We start from the raw sequence: 17,776 nt of genomic DNA on the forward strand, positions 1-17,776 counted from the left end.
GGGGCAACACAAATACACGGCTAATTGTGTTGCCCCTTCAGGGCAAATGTCTAGGAACCAAAGGGAACCTTGGGCTTTGCCCAAGGCTAAAATGTGTAGCGCTTTCAGCGCACATGGCAATGTGAAGATACCCCGACCCTTGGGGCGGGGAGCGTCATTAAAGAAGTAGTGCCGCCGCTACGCGGCTGCATTTTTACGTGGGGTGCGGGAAAAGGTACTATGCAAACGATACTCAAAACGGTCTGTTGTTCGATGCTGCTTGGATTCATCGCCGGGAACTCCTCGGCCGAATCAGAGGTGATTGCCGGGTGGCACGACTTCAATCCATCGGGCGCGAACGGTCTGTATAAAACATCGGCGGCGCAAAAGGCGCCGGATACTTCGCTCAATGGCGTGGACGGCGGGCTCTATTGCGCGGCGGGCAACCGCTATAACTGGGGCTCGACCGACGGCACGTTCGGCACCTCGGCCGATACAGGGAGCACGTCCACCGACGGTGTAATGGCCATGCGCACCAATCCCGGCGAGGAAAGCTTGTTCTTCACGGTGGCCAACCATACCGGGGCCGACCTGGCGCTCGGCAGCATTGCCTTCGATTTCGATGGGATCAGCGCCAACGCCCCGACCAACCTTTCGCTTCGCTATTTCGGCGGCGACCTCGGGGCAACCGAGGTGGAGATCAATTCCATCAGCGGGATCAACGCCCTGCGCAACGGAACCGTCAGCGACTATTACGATGTAGACTGGTCGCTCGCCGCGCTCGCCGATACCACGCTGGCCAACGGCGAGTCGGCCACGTTTCGTCTGTTCGTGAGCGATGCCGTCAACACGCTGCAAGCCATGGCCATCGACAACCTTGCCGTGTTGGGCGGCGGAACCGGCGCGCCCGTCACCACGTTGAAACCACGGAAATCCATCTCGATCAACTTTACCAACGGCGAAGCGGACAAGACGATTGCCAGCGGCGAAATCGCAGGCTTCGAGCGTTCCAATGCCTGGAACGAGGCGCCGAGTTCTTCAGGGGGGCAGACCTCCGTCAACCTGCTCGATGATGCGGGGGAGGAGACCACCGCCTCGGTGACGACCACCTTCGGGCACCTGAACAGCGGCACCGGGGGAACGGGCTCGGCGAACGATCGGCTCTACCGCGCCTATGGTCTGGTGAGCGGATCCGAAGGCGTGGCCGTCAGCAACCTTCCGCCGGCGTTCACCGAGGCCGGCTATTCCGTGATCGTCTATTTCGATATCGATGCCGGGGTGGCGGATCGCACCCACTTTTTCACGCTGGGAAACCAAACCTTTTGGGGAACCGAAGAGTCCGGCTTTTTCAGCGGCACCTTCCGGCGGGCCAAAGGAAACACCGCAGGAGCGGCGTCTTCCACGGCAAACTATGCGGTCTTTACCGGGCTGACTAATTCCAACTTCACCATTGCGGGCGGCACGGCCGACGGCGCCCGCGCGGCAATCTGTGGAATCCAGGTGGTGGCCGATGCCGGGGTGGATGTCTATCTGTTGAGCGGGCAGTCGAATATGGGCGGCTACGGGGAAGTCGCCGCCGCCCGGGCCGCGGGGCAGCAAATCGAGTTCCCGGAAATCCTGACCTACCATTCCGCGAACGTGGCCGCCAATTCTCCCGCGAAGACGCTGGGAACGCTCGCCCAGATGCCCGTCTACAACGCGGTCAACCATGGCCCCGAAATCGGGTTGGGCGATCGCCTGTTGGAGCTTAATCCCAACGGCACGCAGATGGCGTTCATCAAGCATGCGCAGGACGGGCGGAACCTCTATGACCATTTCGCGCCGGGAACCAACAGCGCCGATGTCGCCAACTGGGGCGAACATTTTTCGCTGCTGGTCGATACCGTCACCAACGGGTTGGCCGAGCTGCGTGCGCATGGATTCGAGCCCGCTATCCAGGGCATGGTCTGGCAGCAGGGCGAGGCCGATGCCAAATCGGAAACCTATACGAATATTTTTGGCGAGCAGGTTAATTCCTCCACGCAGTACGACACCAACATGCGCAATTTTATCTCCCGTATCCGCGAACAGTTTGCGGCCGATGCGGGGGACGACGGTATTCGTTTTGTTCTCGGCGAAGTCTTTCCCCAGATCCGAGCGGATTTGGCGGATGTTTTTCCGGGCTATGAAACCGTAAAGGCGACGCAGCTGGGACTGGATGAAACCCAGACGAATGGTTTTCCCAACACGGCGACCGTTCCTGCCGATACCGACGGCATGAGCACCAACGAGCAGATGGTCGATGGCTACCGCGACTGGGACGACATTCATTTGAGCTGGCAGGGGCAGGTGACCTTGGGCCGCAGTATGGCCGATCTGCTGACGGGGCGTCGGGTCGCGATTGCGTCGCCTTCTTCCCGCCATATCGTTCAGCGCGATGCGGGCAATCGCGGAACCATAGAGGTGTCCGGAACCTACACCATCCCGCCGGATGTTGTGGAGGCCCGCACCGTCGTGATGGCGGGGGCTAATTCCGGAACCGGTTCCGCATGGTCGACCATTGCGGTCGCGCCGTCCAACGGCGTTTTCAACGGTGCGCTGACGAATATTGCCGCAGGCGGGTGGTATCGGCTGGAGGTTCGTTCCGTGATTCAAGGCGCGCCCGGCCCGGCGGCGGTGTTGGAAAAGGTTGGGGTGGGCGACATCTACATCACGTTTGGCCAATCCAACTCAGCCAACCACGGCGCCCCGGCGTTGACGCCGGACGACGATCGGGTGGTGGCCCGCATGAGTCTCGACAACATGCTTTGGCAGCACGCCGCCGATCCGCAGCCGATCGCCAGCGGCAGCGGAGGCTCGCCGTGGTCGCGCCTCGGCGACCTGCTGGCGGCTTCGGAGAATGTACCGATCGGCTTCCTGTCCGTCGGCGTGGGAAGCACCAAGGTGATCCAATGGATTCCGGGCAGCACCTACTACGACGAGCGGGTTCGGCCTGCGGTCGAATCATTTCCGGCGAACGGATTCCGCGCCATCCTGTGGCATCAGGGCGAGGCCGACTCCGGGGCGGGAACGGCGTTTGCAACCTACCGCGATCGCCTAGCGTCAATCATTGCCCAGACCCGCACCGATGCGGGTTGGAATATTCCTTGGTATGTCGCCGAGGTGTCGCGCCTGAGCGGCAGCAACCTGCTGAAAGGAATGCCGATCAACGCCGCTCAGCGCGCCGTCATCCATGCCGACGAAAACGTCTGGTTCGGAGCCGGCACCGACGATCTCCATTTGATGGGCATGCTGAACGATCTCAACCATTTCAACGCCGCCGGGTTGCTGGCGCACGCGCAGCTGTGGGCGGACATCCTGACCGGAAACCCGGCGCCCACGGTGGACAATGCGGGTTTGGAGTCGAATACGCCGCTGGCCGAAGGCGCGGTGCATGTGGCCTCGGTCTCCGACACGTCGGCGGCCTCGCCGCAGGTGATCGGCTGGCGGATTCTCGATGCCGCCGGAACCGCCGCCTCCGATGGGACGGACGGCTACTACCATCCCGATAGCTCGGCCTACTCCGAGGCCGACCATGTGGCTTTCCTTGAAGGGGGCAGTGCGGGTAACCATTTCCTGCAGACCCTCCGCACGAGGGTGGTGCCCGATACCGGCTATACGTTGTCCGTTGCGCTGGGCCTTCGGAAGACGGGAACCTTCGGCAATGCGCGGATCGAGATGCTGGCCAACGGCGAAGCGGTTGCCTCGGCGACCGTCTCCGCATCCGATCTGGTGGCCGATGCCTTCACGACGGTTTCAATTCCCTTTGTTTCGGGCAACAGCGTTGCCGTCAACCAGCCGCTGTCGATCCGCATCGTCAAGGTGGATGGCGGCGATACCTATCTGGATTTCGACAACGTATCGCTGACGGCCGCCCGCACCCCGTTTTCGCTTTGGCAGGAAACCTGGTTCGGCGGAACGACCACCAGCACGGCGGGCATCCACGCCGACCCGGAAGGCGACGGCTTGTCCAACGGGCTGGAATATTTTCTCGGCAGCTCGCCCGAAGCCATCGACCCGCAACCGTTCAACGGCCCCGTCGTCGATGCCACGTCGGCGCAGGTTTCCGTGGCGCTGGATCCTTCCGTGACCGACGACGGGTTGGAGATGGATTATTCGTTCGACCTGGAAACCTGGTACGCCGCCGCCTCGGCCAGCCATCCCGGCGTTGAGTCGAGCCGGACGGCTTCCGAGTGGACGCTTGACGTGCCTGCCGAATTGAGCGAGCACATGTTTTTCCGGATAAAGATCAATGATTCCGGCGTGCTAATCAAGTAGAGCCGCCGCTACGCGGTGGCTTCTGCGGCGGGACGGTGCGAACGGAAGCCAGCACGTAGTGCAGGCTTTACTCTCCGTTCCGTCGTTCTTATCCTATGCGTAATGGACAAGCCATGCACTTTGAAGTATACGCGCCGGAACTTGCCGCATTGGCTGGTGGCCGATCATTCATATTTTGTAACGCTTCGATTGAAAGGAACCTTGCCTAGGCAGGTGAAAGAGCAATTCCGTGAGCAACGCAATCAAGTCGATGAAGCAGAAGCCATGGAGTTGGCGAAAAAACAGTTTGCAACCGTTGAACGAATCCTCGATTCGATTTCGGATGTGCGTTGGTTGGCACAGTCGGACATTACTTCGGTTGTTTGGGAAAGCCTGAATTGGTTGCGCGGCAGAGGTTGGATCGTGTATGCCGGGGTGTTGATGCCAAACCATGTGCATCTTCTCATACGCAACGAAGATGGACGCACTGCGGAAATGCTGGGGGATGTTGCCCGTTTCAAGAATTATACCGCGCGCGAGGCCAATAAGGTTCTTGGGCGAAGCGGTGCTTTTTGGGCGAGAGAGGATTTTGATCATTGGATCCGCAATCGCGAAAAGTTTGAGGGCACGGTTCGATACATTGCGAACAACCCGGTCAAGGCCGGGATGGTGTCGAACTGGTCAGAGTGGGACTGGACTGTAATCGATGGGTCGGTGCGGTATTGTCTCGAGTAAAGCCGCCGCTACGCGGTGGCTTATCGTTGGAGCGGTGCGGACGGGAGCCAGCACGTAGTGCAGGCTGTACCGGTAAAGCCGCCGCTACGCGGTGGCTTGTCGGTGGAGCGGTGCGTACGGGAGCCAGCACGTAGTGCAGGCTGTACCGGTAAAGCCGCCGCTACGCGGTGGCTTGTCGGTGGAGCGGTGCGTGCGGGAGCCAGCACGTAGTGCAGGCTGTTCCGGTAAAGCCGCCGCTACGCGGTGGCTTGTCGGTGGAGCGGTGCGTGCGGGAGCCAGCACGTAGTGCAGGCTGTTCCGGTAAAGCCGCCGCTACGCGGTGGCTTGTCGGTGGAGCGGTGCGTGCGGGAGCCAGCACGTAGTGCAGGCTGTACCGGTAAAGCCGCCGCTACGCGGTGGCTTATCGGTGGAGCGGTGCGTGCGGGAGCCAGCACGTAGTGCAGGCTGTTCCGGTAAAGCCGCCGCTACGCGGTGGCTTGTCGGTGGAGCGGTGCGTGCGGGAGCCAGCACGTAGTGCAGGCTGTACCGGTAAAGCCGCCGCTACGCGGTGGCTTATCGGTGGAGCGGTGCGTGCGGGAGCCAGCACAAAGTGCAGGCTGTACCGGTAAAGCCGCCGCTACGCGGTGGCTTATCGGTGGAGCGGTGCGTGCGGGAGCCAGCACAAAGTGCAGGCTGTACCGGTAAAGCCGCCGCTACGCGGTGGCTTATCGGTGGAGCGGTGCGCACGCAGAGCCCGCATGCAATCACGAGCATTTCCTGTGCCCCGTTTTTTTTGCATTCCCGCGTCCCGATTCCCGGATTCCCGGTGTTAAGGCAATGTCTGGCGGGAAACGAACGTTGTCCGGCGGTTGATTCCCGGTGCTGAACCCATAACAGGACGAGGAGAAACAATGAATAGGATGAACATACTGGTAATAACGACGGCGATCGGGGTGCTTTCTGCGGCCTCTGCAAAAGCGCAACAGACCTGGAGCGGGGGCGCCACCGGAACGTGGGATACGGTTGCGGCCAACTGGGATGGCGGTTCCGCATGGGGCAACGGTTCGGATGCCGTATTCGGTGCCGGCGCCGCTTTTGTTCAACTGGATTCCGGAGTGGCGGTCGGCAACCTGACGTTGGTTGACGGGGTGGGTTCGGTGGATATCCAGGCGATCGTCGATGATACGCATCTGACGCTGGTCGGCAGCCCAACGTGGGATCTCGGAACGAATACGTTGCATCTGGTGAACACCACTCCCGACACGCATTTGAGCATGGCCAGCGGCAATACGCTGACGGTCATCGGCGCCGGGGAGTTCAATGCCGGCGAACGGCCGAACGATGCCACCACGGGGTTGTGGGACGTTTCGGGTTCCACGCTTGATTTCCAGGCCGCCGTGATGAGAGGCAATCAGCGAAGTGTCGGTGAATTCGACCTGGTTAAAATGGCGGGCGGATCCAAATTCATCAACGAACGCAACTCGAACCAAACCTATGCCAACAACTGGGAGCTGGGCTCGGGCGAAGTGACGTTCGATACGCGATTCACCCGAGCAAGTTTCCTTGACGGTATTGTGAGCGGCTCAGGAAGACTGGTCTATTCGGGCGGAGGTTCCTCCGTTGCATTTCTGCGCATTAACAATCCTTTGAATTCATTTGGCGGGGGCGTCATGTCGGATGGCGCAGCCGCGGTTACGAGTTTGCAGTTAAATGGTACCGACGATGTGCTCGGCGCCGTTCCGGCAACATTTGACCCGGACAACATTATCCTAAAGGACGGCGGGATCATTGAAATCGCCAACATGTTGGATACGATGAATCCGAATCGTGGAATCACGCTGGATGGCGGCGGGGTCATCATTCCGGCCCATGCCATGACCCTCGGCAGTCCGATTACGGGAACCGGCGGCCTTACGATCGGCGTGACTGATCGTGGTGCCAATGTACTCACCTTGACTGCCGCACACGATTACGAGGGGAACACCACCTTTACCAAAGGTTCGGTTCTTCTAGGCGCTTCCGACCTGCTGCCCGCCGGTACGGTGGTTTCCATCGGCGGTACGGGCGGCGGAACTTCCGCCTTGCTGATGAACGGATTCGACCAGACGCTTGGCGGGCTGACCTCGTCCGGAACCAACACCAAGCTGATCAACAACGATTCCACGACCAACTCCACCCTTACCCTGAACGTGACATCCGATAAACAGTACGGAGGAAACATCACGGGAACGGGCTTGATCGATCTCGTTAAGGAGGGAAGCGCACGCCAGGCGTTTCTGCGGGCCTCGGCATATACCACAGGCCTTGCATCGCTCACCATCAACGAGGGCTTTGTGCAGTGGAACAGCGATGATCCGAACCTTGGGTTGGTTACGGTCAACGCCGGCGGAAAGATTGGCGGCAGCGGTTGGATCAACGATGTCGTGTTGAATTCCGGCTCCGCCATTGCTCCGGGCTATTGGGTCGGCAGCCTCAACTTCCGGGGCGATCTCGACCTGTCGGCGATTTGCGCCGACAATGCCGGCGGAATCCAGATTACCTTCGACGAGACCGTGAACGACCGTATCCTCGCGGAGAGCGGCACCATCACCCTCGATGGCTTGGGCATGGCCGACTTTACCTTTGGCGACAACTATGGGCTCGTCGACGGGGTATACACGGTGATGACCGCTTCGGCCGTTTCCGGCACCTTGGATCCGGCCGACCTCGCCGGGGCCGTCGGCAGCAAGGGGGCCACCGGCTCGCTGTCCGTTTCCGGCGGAAGCGTTTTGTTGACGGTTGCGGCCGGCGACTATTCCCCCTTCGGCACATGGACGCTCGGCTACGGCTTGATCGGCGATGCCGCCGCGGCAGACGCCGATCCGGATGCGGACCGCTACAGCAACATCCAGGAATACGCCTTTGGCGGCGATCCAACCAACGCCGCGGTTCAGGGCCACGCGCCCGTCGGCAAGGTGCTGGTGGATGGAACCACGAATTGGCTCACCTGCGCCTATGGGTTCCGCTCCGATACCAACAGCGGGGTTTCCATTTCGGCCGAAACCACCGACAACCTGGTGGTCGGAACCTGGACAACCAGCGGGGTCATGGTGCTTGGAACCGGAACCATCGATGGCACCTACGACACGGTCACCAACGGAATCCCAATGGATGGAACGAGCGATTTCCTAGGTATATTCGTAGAACAAGAGTAGGGTTTCATATTCAATCGTGGGTCGGGAATAGGCATGCTGCGATTCCCGACCCATTGTTTTCAGAGCAAGAGAGAATCAACATGCTGCGACTTCATATCTTTTTAGCCATCGCCTTGACCCTATCCGTTTCGCACGGCGCGGATTTCCAGCCCTTGGAACGGTCGTACGGCCGTGCTTCCGTGAAAACTTCCGGCGATGAACTGGTTGTTTCTTCCGGAAAAGTGGAGCGGCGCTGGAAATGGACAGGGCGCGGTTTGGCCACGGCCGGACTCCGCGATCTGCGCTCGGGGAACGAATGGGTTGAAGAAGCCGCCGGGGAGGCCGACTGGCGCTTCCCGGGGTTGATCGAAGGAGATGCGAGGCTCGTTTCGCTCACTGCGAGGGAGTCGGACGACGAAGGCTTCACCTCCAGGCATTTGGAAGTGGTGGCGGAGATGGAATATCCGCAAACGGGCGTATGGCTGAAGTATGTCGTTTGGGCCTATCCCGATGCGCCGGGCGTGCGCACCCAGATTTGGCTGAAGGGCGAACCTAAGGCGGTCGATGCCGTCCGCGCGGCGAAGGACGGCGTGGCGATCGGCGTGGTTTCGGGGAAGCCCCATCAAATTCCCGAAAGCATGCCGGAGAGCGCGGCGGCGCCGGCCTACCATACCTCGAACCTCTATCATGGAAAAGAGGTTGAGCTGAAGATCGAGGGCATGAAGCACGACCGCAACTACAAGGCCATGCTGTCGTGGTGGGATACCGGCGGCGGGAAGCGCCGCACGCAATCCGTGAAGGTTGCGAGCATGGATGGCGAAAGCCTGGTGCAGGTGGTTCCGCCCACGGCGTTGCCGGCCTTCCGCGACAAGGCCCTGCCCGGAGACGCGGCGTTCAATATTCCGCCGGAAGTCCGGGTGGGTGACATGGTGCGGGTGAAGGTGCAAAAGGAGCAGGGCGTGAATGCCAACCTGTCTGAACTTTGGGTCTATGAAGAGGGGGGCGCTCCGGAAGGGTTGCAGCTGGCCGGAAACCGGGAACGGATCGAGCACCTCGAAACCATTGCTCCCGAAGGGTATCATCTGGCGGCCTACCTGGATTGCGGAGGCAAGACAACCCTGGCCCCTGAAATGAAGGAGGCCAGTGGAAACCGCGTCGATTTTCTTCCCGTGGTTGGAAGCGGGCTGACAGCCTTTGGCTACTACAACGACACGCAGCATCGCCACACGCCGCAGCATCACATGGTTCGCGAGGAACCCGTGGACGGCTCCTCCGTGGATTGGGCGAGCGTGCTGTTTGCCGAAAAGGGGCAGGGCGGCATGGCCTGGGTGAAGGAATCGCACAAGTGCGTCAACCGCTCCGGGGTCGATACGGGCGGATTCATTTCGGATGCGGCGGGCCTGCATAATACCGGTTCCGCGTTGTCGGCGCCCTATTTGCGGCCGGATGAATACCGCTGGTGCTGGGCAAGCTGGACGCTGCTCTATCCGGAAAATACGCAATTCGCCCGCGAGCTGGCCATGAAGCAGTTCGACCGCGCGCGCTATCCGGTCGATCCGCAGCGCGATGTCTTCGTGAAAGCCAACACCTGGGGCAGCGGCAACAGTGGCGAGGAATCCATGTCCATGGCCGCCGAAAAGGAAGTGCTCAAGGAAATCAAGTCGGTGGCGGATCTGGGGATCGATATTCTGCAGATCGACGACGGGTGGCAGTGCGGCCGCCAGAGGCCGCCGAACAAGGCGCGGGCCTGGCATGTGCGCGAAGACTGGTATCCGGATGGCTGGGAAAACGTGCGCCAGGCCGCCGCCAAGCAAAACCTCAAGCTCGGGCTCTGGACGGCGGCCTATGCCGAACTCGATGATTTGAAGCGCAACTATGACGACGGCGGGTTCGTGACCTGGAAATACGACTTCGCGCATATCGGCAACTACAGCGACCTCTACGGGCATTGGAACAAACTGCGCACCTTCTTGCTCTACACCGGCCACAAGGCCCGCATGGCGGTGGACGTGACGGAAAACGCGCCGCGCTTCGGCTATTTCTGGGCGCGCGATTTCGGCTGCGTTTGGCTTTCCAACCGCAAGCCCAACAATCCGTCGAACACCGTTCCGAAGCCGACCTTGATGCTGCGTGAAAACCGCGAGCTTTCAACATACGTCAACCTCAACAAGTTCGAGCTGCCCATCCAGAATTTCGCGCGGGTGAATAAACAAAAGAGCGATGCGCACCTGCATGGCCACGCCTACGAAGTGGCGCTGGGCCTCATGGGCATTCCCACTTTTTTCCAGACGACCTACCATTATGAAGGCGATGCCCGCAAGGAGGTGCGCGAGCTGGTTGGGCTCTATCGGCAGAATCAGCGGGAACTCTACAATCGTTTTGTCTTTGCCATCGGCGACGAGCCGGACAACGCCGCCTGGAGCGGGTTCCAATGGTTGGCGCCCGGCTCCGACGAAGGCTATCTGCTGATCTTCCGCGAGCGGGAAAACCAGGAGCGTTCAAAACAGGTTAACCTTCGGGGTGTCGATGCTGGTGTACCGATCCGGGTGGTGAATCTCCGGACCGGGAAGGCAGGAAGTCTGCCGGTGGATGCCTCCGGTGCGGTTAATCTTGAGATCAACGACCCGGCGGATTTCCTGTTCATGAAATATAAGCGTACCGGCAAACCGCTTCAGGATTCATGAAAATGTAATTGGCGGGACACGGGCGAAGCCGTTTGCTAGCTTGCCAGACCTATGGGTAATGAATGGCAGACCAGGCAGACGCTTTTGATGCGTGCAAAGAACCAGGACGACGAAGCGGCCTGGGAAGAGTTCGTTCGCTATTATCGGGAGTTTTTCCATATGGTGCTGAACCAGATGGGGCTCCTCTCCGCGGATGCCGACGATCTGGTTCAGGAAATCCTGATCCAGATTTGGAAGAGCCTGCCGAACCATATCTACGATCAGGACCGCGCCCAGTTCCGCACCTGGCTCAGCCGCCTGATCCGCAACCAGGTGCTGAATCATGTCCGTACCACGAAGCGGCGCGACCGCAAGCATGCTGCGGTTGCGGAGCAGGGCGAGGAAGACCACATTGCGGTTGTCACGGAACCTGAAGTGGAACAGATTATCCGGAAAGAGTGGGAGATCTACATTGTTCAGCTGGCGATCGAAAACATTAAGCCGCTGTTTTCCGAACGTTCGATCAAGGCGTTTTCCATGAGCATCGATGGTTACGACACGGCGCACATTGCGGAATACCTCGGGGTGAAGCCGAATTCGGTGGTCAAACTGAAGAGCCGGGTGAAGGCGCGGCTGGTGAAGGAGATCCACCGCCTTCGCAACGAACTGGAAGCGCTATGAAAACGGAATACTCCATCAAGGCGGCGGGCGACATGGCCCGGCAGCTGGCTTCCCTCTATGAGGAGGGGGCGGATGCCGGCGAAGAGGAGCCGGGGATCATCTATTCCGAACTCCGGAGCTATGGCGACCGCTACATCAACCCGGAAGTGCTGGCACGGGGTTCCATGAAAAAGATCAGCCGCGTGTTCGATACGAAGACCGGACGGCATGTGGCCATGGCCGAGCTGCGGGCCAACGCGCCGGAGGAACTTTACGAACCGTTCCTGCGCGAGGCGCGCCTTACGGCGCTGCTGGAGCATCCCAACATTATTTCGGTCAACGACATTGGGCTGACGGAAGCAGGGCTGCCGTATTTTACGATGGATCTGAAGCGGGGGGATTCGCTGGGCAAGTTCCTGAAAAAGAACCGGAACGAACGCAGGCAATTGCTGGAAGTCTTCGTGAAGCTGTGCGATGCGATTTCCTATGCCCACTCCCAGAAGGTGCTGCATTTGGATCTAAAGCCCGAAAATATCCAGGTGGGACGCTTTGGCGACGTGTTTATCTGCGACTGGGGATTGGGGAAGGTCGTCGGTTCACCGGAGGACGAGGAAAAGGAGTTCGACGAACTGCTTTTCAATCCCGACCTGCTCAACAACATGACGCTGGTCGGCGAGCTGAAGGGAACGCCGGGCTACATGGCTCCGGAGCAATTCGAGAAGGATGGTGAGAAAACCTATCAAACGGATATTTATGCCCTGGGTTGCCTGCTGCATACGTTGCTGACGGAGGTTCCGCCCCTTTCCGGCAGCATGGACGAAATCCGCGAATCGACCCTGGCGGGTAGAATTGTTTCCCCCGCAAAAGCGTTTCCCAACAAGGAGATTCACAAAGGGCTGAATGCGGTGGTCATGAAAGCCTTGGAGTTGAAACCCGCCAATCGCTATGCCTCCGTGGCCGCACTCCGCGACGATGTGAACAATTTTCTTGCGGGCTTCTCAACCACGGCAGAAAATGCCGGGATTCTTAAAGAGCTGTCGCTCTTCTACAGGCGCAATCGTGCGGCCTGTTTGGTCGGCTTCTTTTCGCTCGTGGCGATCTTTGCGATGATTGGATGGTTTATCGGTGCGCAGCAACAAAGCATTGTGGAAACCCGCGCCGCACGCGATCTGGCGGAAACCCGCCGTCGCGAGGCGGATGAATCGTTCGCCCAATATCGCAAGGAGCTCACGCGCAATATGCGCCTGATGGGCACGCTGGCGGAAAACCTGGAGTTTCAGGCGTTGGAACTCTCCCGCACCTTTTTCTATATGGATCCGGTCCAGGCGCTCGAACTTTCCATCCAACGGTATCAATTCCTGCAGTCGAACGATCCGGATGCCGACTTCAACTCACATATCGCATACTGTTATTTCATCCTGCAGGACTTTGCCAAGGCGAATGAATATTTCGAAATCAACAGCGATTGGAATGGGAAGCTCTATAAGCTCAGCCGGAAGTATGAAGCGGTAAAGAAAGGCGAACTGCTGGGCATCGGGCAACTTGAAAACTTGATTCGCGATCTGCGGGTTTTCAAGGGAACCCGGAAGTCGATGATGGAAAAAATGCTCGTTTGCGATAATGAGTTCAGGAAGGACAAATCCGGCTATGATCAGATCGTCCGTGTGGTGCTGGAAGGCTGGAACAGTCGCTGGACGCATGGACAGTTTGACTATGACCCTCAAGCGAAAACGTTGCGGTTGCGCGGCGACCAGCTCAAGGAATTCGCAATCGTTTCGCAAGAAAGCTCCGGGGAAAGTCCGTTGCGGTTCCTCGATATCCATTCATTGGATGCGCAGGGAACGGGACTCCATGACCTGAACCAGATTAAGATGCTCGCCATCCAAACCCTGGATATCCGGAAGACGAGCGTGGTGGATCTGGAACCGATCAAACACTTTTCCTCCTTAAAGACGCTTGTTGTTGCCCATGGGCAGTTTGCGGACGGGCAACTGGCGGCGCTGCCGCGCGAATTAACCGTTGCCGTGCGCTGAAGAATGCTGGTTTTATAGCCCGGGTGTCACCTTGTCCGGTTTCCCGGTGCTAATGATGATAGTTGGCCAATGATTGGCTTAGGCATTATCGAGAAGATCTGGAGAGAAAAATGAAGTTGATGCAACACCTGTTTTTGGGGTGCGCTTTTGCGGCGCTCAGTTCGGCAACACCCGGCGAGCTTGAATTTGAATATGTCGGCAAGGCCGTGGAAACGAAAGACACGCATGTCTGGGGCTCGTCCCCGGTGATGGGGCCGGACGGGAAGGTGCACCTCTATGTGGCGCAATGGCCGATTGCTACGCGGCCGAACTTTGATGGGTGGTTCAAGGACTGCGAGATTGCCCACTATGTCGGCGATCAGCCGGAGGGTCCCTTCACGTTTGTCCGGGTGGCGGTGCGCGACCAGGATGGAACCTTCAACTCACCCCATAACCCGACCATCCAGCATGTCGATGGGAAATATGTACTCTGCTTCATTGTGAATGAAGTAACGCAGCGCAGCGAGTGGACGAAAGATGGCGACCTGAAAACGCAGCGCATCATCATGTATGTCGCCGACGATTTGGACGATGATTGGAAGCCGGCTGCAGGGGCCGAGCCGGACGGGACCATCCTTCGCAAGTCCGCCGAACCCACCGACTGGAACCATGACGCAAAACTGGGGGTCTCGAATCCGTCGCTGATCAAATACAACGGAAAATACATGCTCTATATTAAATCCGTAATTCCGAACGGCGGCGGATACACCTATGGGGTTGCGGTGTCGGATGCCCTGGAAGGGCCCTACAAAACCCATCCGAAAAAGGTGACCAGCAAAGGGATCGAAGATGCCTACGCCTTCACGATGGACAACACGGTTTATCTGCTCAGCCGCAATTTCGGGCATGCAAAAGGGGGCTCGCACGGTGGCGGCCTTTTGTGGAAATCCGGGGATGGGTTCTGGTTTCCACCGGAAGATGTGGAGCTCTCCTTTGAACCTTTGGCGCACTATATCGGCACGGCGGCCCTGAAAAACGGCACGAAATATCGGCCGCCGGCGAAGGTGAAGGACTATTCCGGCCGACTGGAGCGCCCGCAGATCCTCATGGAGGATGGCAAACCCGCGTATGTTTATATGGCGACCGGGATCAGCACCCGCGAGGGATACGGCAGCTGCTCGCACGTCTTCCGCATCAAAACCGCAAAGTGATTCCTGCCTTATGCCACTTGCAAAAGCTGAGCGGTTTAAGTTGGTGGCAACGAATGAATGAAAAGCAACGAATCTAAACAGGAAGAATATCCGTAACTATCCAGGTCGAAAATGTGCTGTTGGCACATACAGAACCGATTCACTTTGCGGAAGCCGTTTGGGGCTGCCCCCAAGACGGTTGCGATTGCGACCAATTAAATTCCGGGGAATGTCCTGGTTACGAAACCCCGATCCATTTGCCCTGAAAGGGCAGCACAATCTGACGAGAATAGATGTTCTTGTGTTGCCCTTTCAGGGCAAGAAACACGGCCATTCCGCATACCCATGGCTTTGCCATGGGCTAAATTGTTTTGTGCTGTCAGCACATCCCAGCCCTCTGTGTGCCAACCTGAGTAGTTACGAATATTCGTGGCAACCTAGCCTGCATATTTGCATCTGGTATTAGAAGGACGCTCTGCTTGGCGAGGCGGCCGTTTTCGGGTTCACATCCCATTTTCGGGGAGCAATGAAGTAGCTCGCATATCCGATGCGAGTTCCCGCCACACGGAAGACGCGGATCGGATATCCGCGCCACGAGCGGGCAACAGCAACATTCCACGGAATTGGGACATGAACCTTTTCGTGCTCGTCAGGCCCTCCAGCTGATTGTTTTCACTTTTTAATTTTTCGTGTCACCTCGGTTCTCCTGCCGGTTCTTGTGGGGGTGTATGTGCGGAGTCTTCGCACGATGCACAGTGATAGCGTGCCGGTTTTCTTGGGAAAACAACGCGGGCGATGAATGAAATTGGAAAATAAAGGAGCAGAGATGAAAAAAATACTGACTAGAGCATGGGTTGCCGGACTGCTGGGTGCGGTGATGGCGGGAACGGCCAACGCCGAGGTAATTTACCTGGATTTTTATGATGACGGAACCACAAATACGAGTCCTGAAACCTATAACGTATTGAATTCAACCGCGGGCAGCGGCCAAACCCATCCCGTGGCGACGGCAGGAACGGGGCTGTCCATGACGGGGCTGGTTGACACAAACGGCGTCACGACCGGTGCCGATGTGACCCTCCATTCGTATAGTTCGTTCAGAACAGCTGGCGGACCCGCTGTTGGCGGGACGTATGCCCACCAGCCTGTTTCCGGCATTGCCACCAATGCTTCGCAGGATTCATTCTGGGTCAACGATCAGGGAAATGCCGCGTCCTTTGGCTTCATTTTGACCTTTACCGGGCTGACTGGAAGCGCCTACGACATTTCAATGCTGGCTGGTGCTGCATCTGGCGGCGGCACTTGGTCCGTGACGACCGGAAGTGGCGATTCGGATACCGAAGCGTATAGTACCGCCCAAACCGAGGTTCAGCAATGGACGGAAGTTGTTCCGGTCGGTGGCACGATTGAATTGAGAAGCATCGACGATGGTTCGGGCAACTGGCAGAACGCCACCCTCTCTTTCGTTTCGTTGGAAGAAGTGGAACTCGCAAACTCTCTGCTTGCATTGTCATCGGGAACGCTCTCCCTCAACCTGGATGCCCCCGACACGGCCATCGATGGAACCATCGAAGCCACATTTGTTCCGGGAAGCGCCTCTACCGATGTTGAAATCCTTTCTATGACGGCCGATGCCGGCTTCAGCGCCTCCGTGACAAGCACCATCCTCGGCACGGCAAATCCGGCGGAAGACATCACGGTTACCTTCGACAATTCCTCGATCGGTCTTGCGAGCGGGGAAACTACGAATTCCACGCTGGTGGTCACCTGGACAGAGTCCGGCTCCGGCGTAAACAATACCTCTGAAGTGGCACTGGATGTCATCTATACCGATGAACCCAGCAGCCTTGTGTTGGCACCGACGACGCTCTCGCTCGAGCTGTCTTCGCCTGCAACGACCGTCGGCGGCACCATTGCGGCCTCGTTTGTTGAGGGAAATGCTTCGGCCGACGTTGAAGTTATTTCCGTTACAGCCGATGCCGGATTCAGCGTCTCCCCGGCGAGCTTTACTCTGGCCACGGCCAACACCAGTGAAGATATTTCCGTTACCTTCAACAATGCGACCATCGGTCTTGCACAACATGGTGAGACCACCAACACAACGATGGTCGTTACCTGGGCCGAGGTCGGTTCCGGCGTAACCAACACCACGACGGCAGATTTAGACGTCACCTATATCGTGGAATTCCCGGAGCTTGAGCATGGCGCGATTATTTTCGAGGCGGATACGAATAATACAACGCTCCTGAGCAGCTACAATGTTAACGGAACCATGTCGCTCAGCGGGGCAACCGGGAGTCTGGTGCTCACCAACGCTCACGGCGGCTTTAATTCGACGGGCTTTGCCGGCACCGAGTCGATCGAAACCCAGCTGGGACGGGGTCTTACGACCGACGATACGGTGACGATGAGCCTGACGGTTGATTCGATTTCCGGCACATGGCGGGCCAATGGCGTTACTTTCGGTATGGCCGGGAGCGTTTCCGATTGGCCTACCGTAACCACCACCAACCTCATGCTTGGAGTCAAAGCCGCGAATCAGGGCAGCGATGTGCAACTGCGAAACTCCTGGTTGACGAACGGGAATCTTGGTTTCGATGCACAGGAAGCCAGCATGCTTGACGGATTCAGCATATATCTTACGGCCGACAAGGATGGATACACCTTTGTGATCTACGACATCATCGTTGCGAATTCCACCGTGTCCGGAGCCGTGAATGGCGCAACCTGGGGCATGGTAAGCGGAAGCTTCTCTGGAAACGAGTTTGTCGATTACTTTAGTGACGGTCGTCTCTTTTATGGGGCGCAAAGGTTTAATACGGATCCTACCACCGATCCGCTGGTTTCGTTCATTAGCGACGCCACCATCTCGGTGTCCGTCCCCGATGCGGGAGAGTTCACGGGAGTAACGGTTTCCAATGGATCGCTCGTGGTTGAGTTCACCGGCTCGGTCGGTCGCGGATACATCGTCGAAACCACCGAAAATCTGAGCATCCCCAACTCTTGGGAGACGGCAACCAATATCACCGCATTGCCGGAATCGCCAATGACGCTTGAGTTGCCAACTACTAAAAACGCCGCCTTCTTCAGGATTCTAAACGATTAAATAC

The 17,776-nt window shown here is 58.3% G+C and carries 8 protein-coding genes; all 8 read left to right on the forward strand.

Annotated features, from left to right (window positions below):
* Positions 1-219: 219 nt before the first annotated feature.
* The 8 genes from E9954_RS20865 to E9954_RS20895 all read left to right on the forward strand — a co-directional run bounded on the left by E9954_RS20865 (position 220) and on the right by E9954_RS20895 (position 17,772).
* On the forward strand, positions 220-4,275 hold the full coding sequence (locus E9954_RS20865) for a sialate O-acetylesterase (RefSeq protein WP_136081202.1): 4,056 nt from the start codon (positions 220-222) through the stop codon (positions 4,273-4,275).
* Positions 4,276-4,488: 213 nt separating this feature from the next.
* Entirely contained in the window at positions 4,489-4,989 is a 501-nt protein-coding gene (locus tag E9954_RS20870) for a transposase (protein ID WP_168442466.1), read from the forward strand.
* Between the two features lie 890 nt (positions 4,990-5,879).
* Positions 5,880-8,162: a hypothetical protein gene (locus E9954_RS32675; protein WP_168442467.1), complete on the forward strand. Its 2,283-nt coding sequence runs from the start codon at positions 5,880-5,882 to the stop codon at positions 8,160-8,162.
* An 80-nt stretch (positions 8,163-8,242) separates the two neighbouring features.
* Entirely contained in the window at positions 8,243-10,825 is a 2,583-nt protein-coding gene (locus E9954_RS20875) for an alpha-amylase family protein (RefSeq protein ID WP_168442468.1), read from the forward strand.
* Positions 10,826-10,912: 87 nt separating this feature from the next.
* The gene (locus tag E9954_RS20880; protein WP_168442469.1) at positions 10,913-11,485 is read left to right on the forward strand and encodes an RNA polymerase sigma factor; all 573 of its coding nucleotides are present in this window, start codon (positions 10,913-10,915) and stop codon (positions 11,483-11,485) included.
* Positions 11,482-13,497 (forward strand): serine/threonine-protein kinase, encoded by a 2,016-nt coding sequence (locus tag E9954_RS20885; protein WP_136081206.1) that lies wholly within the window; start codon positions 11,482-11,484, stop codon positions 13,495-13,497. The genes E9954_RS20880 and E9954_RS20885 overlap by 4 nt, the downstream gene beginning before the upstream one ends.
* A gap of 110 nt (positions 13,498-13,607) precedes the next feature.
* On the forward strand, positions 13,608-14,687 hold the full coding sequence (locus E9954_RS20890; protein ID WP_136081207.1) for a glycoside hydrolase family protein: 1,080 nt from the start codon (positions 13,608-13,610) through the stop codon (positions 14,685-14,687).
* An 805-nt stretch (positions 14,688-15,492) separates the two neighbouring features.
* Positions 15,493-17,772 (forward strand): beta strand repeat-containing protein, encoded by a 2,280-nt coding sequence (locus E9954_RS20895; protein WP_136081208.1) that lies wholly within the window; start codon positions 15,493-15,495, stop codon positions 17,770-17,772.
* Positions 17,773-17,776: the final 4 nt, after the last annotated feature.

The sequence above is a fragment of the Pontiella desulfatans genome (assembly GCF_900890425.1).
Lineage (GTDB): Bacteria > Verrucomicrobiota > Kiritimatiellia > Kiritimatiellales > Pontiellaceae > Pontiella > Pontiella desulfatans.

Bases quoted from the DNA above. Each gene is read 5' to 3' on its own strand.
- E9954_RS20865 (WP_136081202.1), top strand. From the start codon at position 220: ATGCAAACGATACTCAAAACGGTCTGTTGTTCGATGCTGCTTGGATTC.
- E9954_RS32675 (WP_168442467.1), top strand. From the start codon at position 5,880: ATGAATAGGATGAACATACTGGTAATAACGACGGCGATCGGGGTGCTT.
- E9954_RS20875 (WP_168442468.1), top strand. From the start codon at position 8,243: ATGCTGCGACTTCATATCTTTTTAGCCATCGCCTTGACCCTATCCGTT.
- E9954_RS20880 (WP_168442469.1), top strand. From the start codon at position 10,913: ATGCGTGCAAAGAACCAGGACGACGAAGCGGCCTGGGAAGAGTTCGTT.
- E9954_RS20885 (WP_136081206.1), top strand. From the start codon at position 11,482: ATGAAAACGGAATACTCCATCAAGGCGGCGGGCGACATGGCCCGGCAG.
- E9954_RS20890 (WP_136081207.1), top strand. From the start codon at position 13,608: ATGAAGTTGATGCAACACCTGTTTTTGGGGTGCGCTTTTGCGGCGCTC.
- E9954_RS20895 (WP_136081208.1), top strand. From the start codon at position 15,493: ATGAAAAAAATACTGACTAGAGCATGGGTTGCCGGACTGCTGGGTGCG.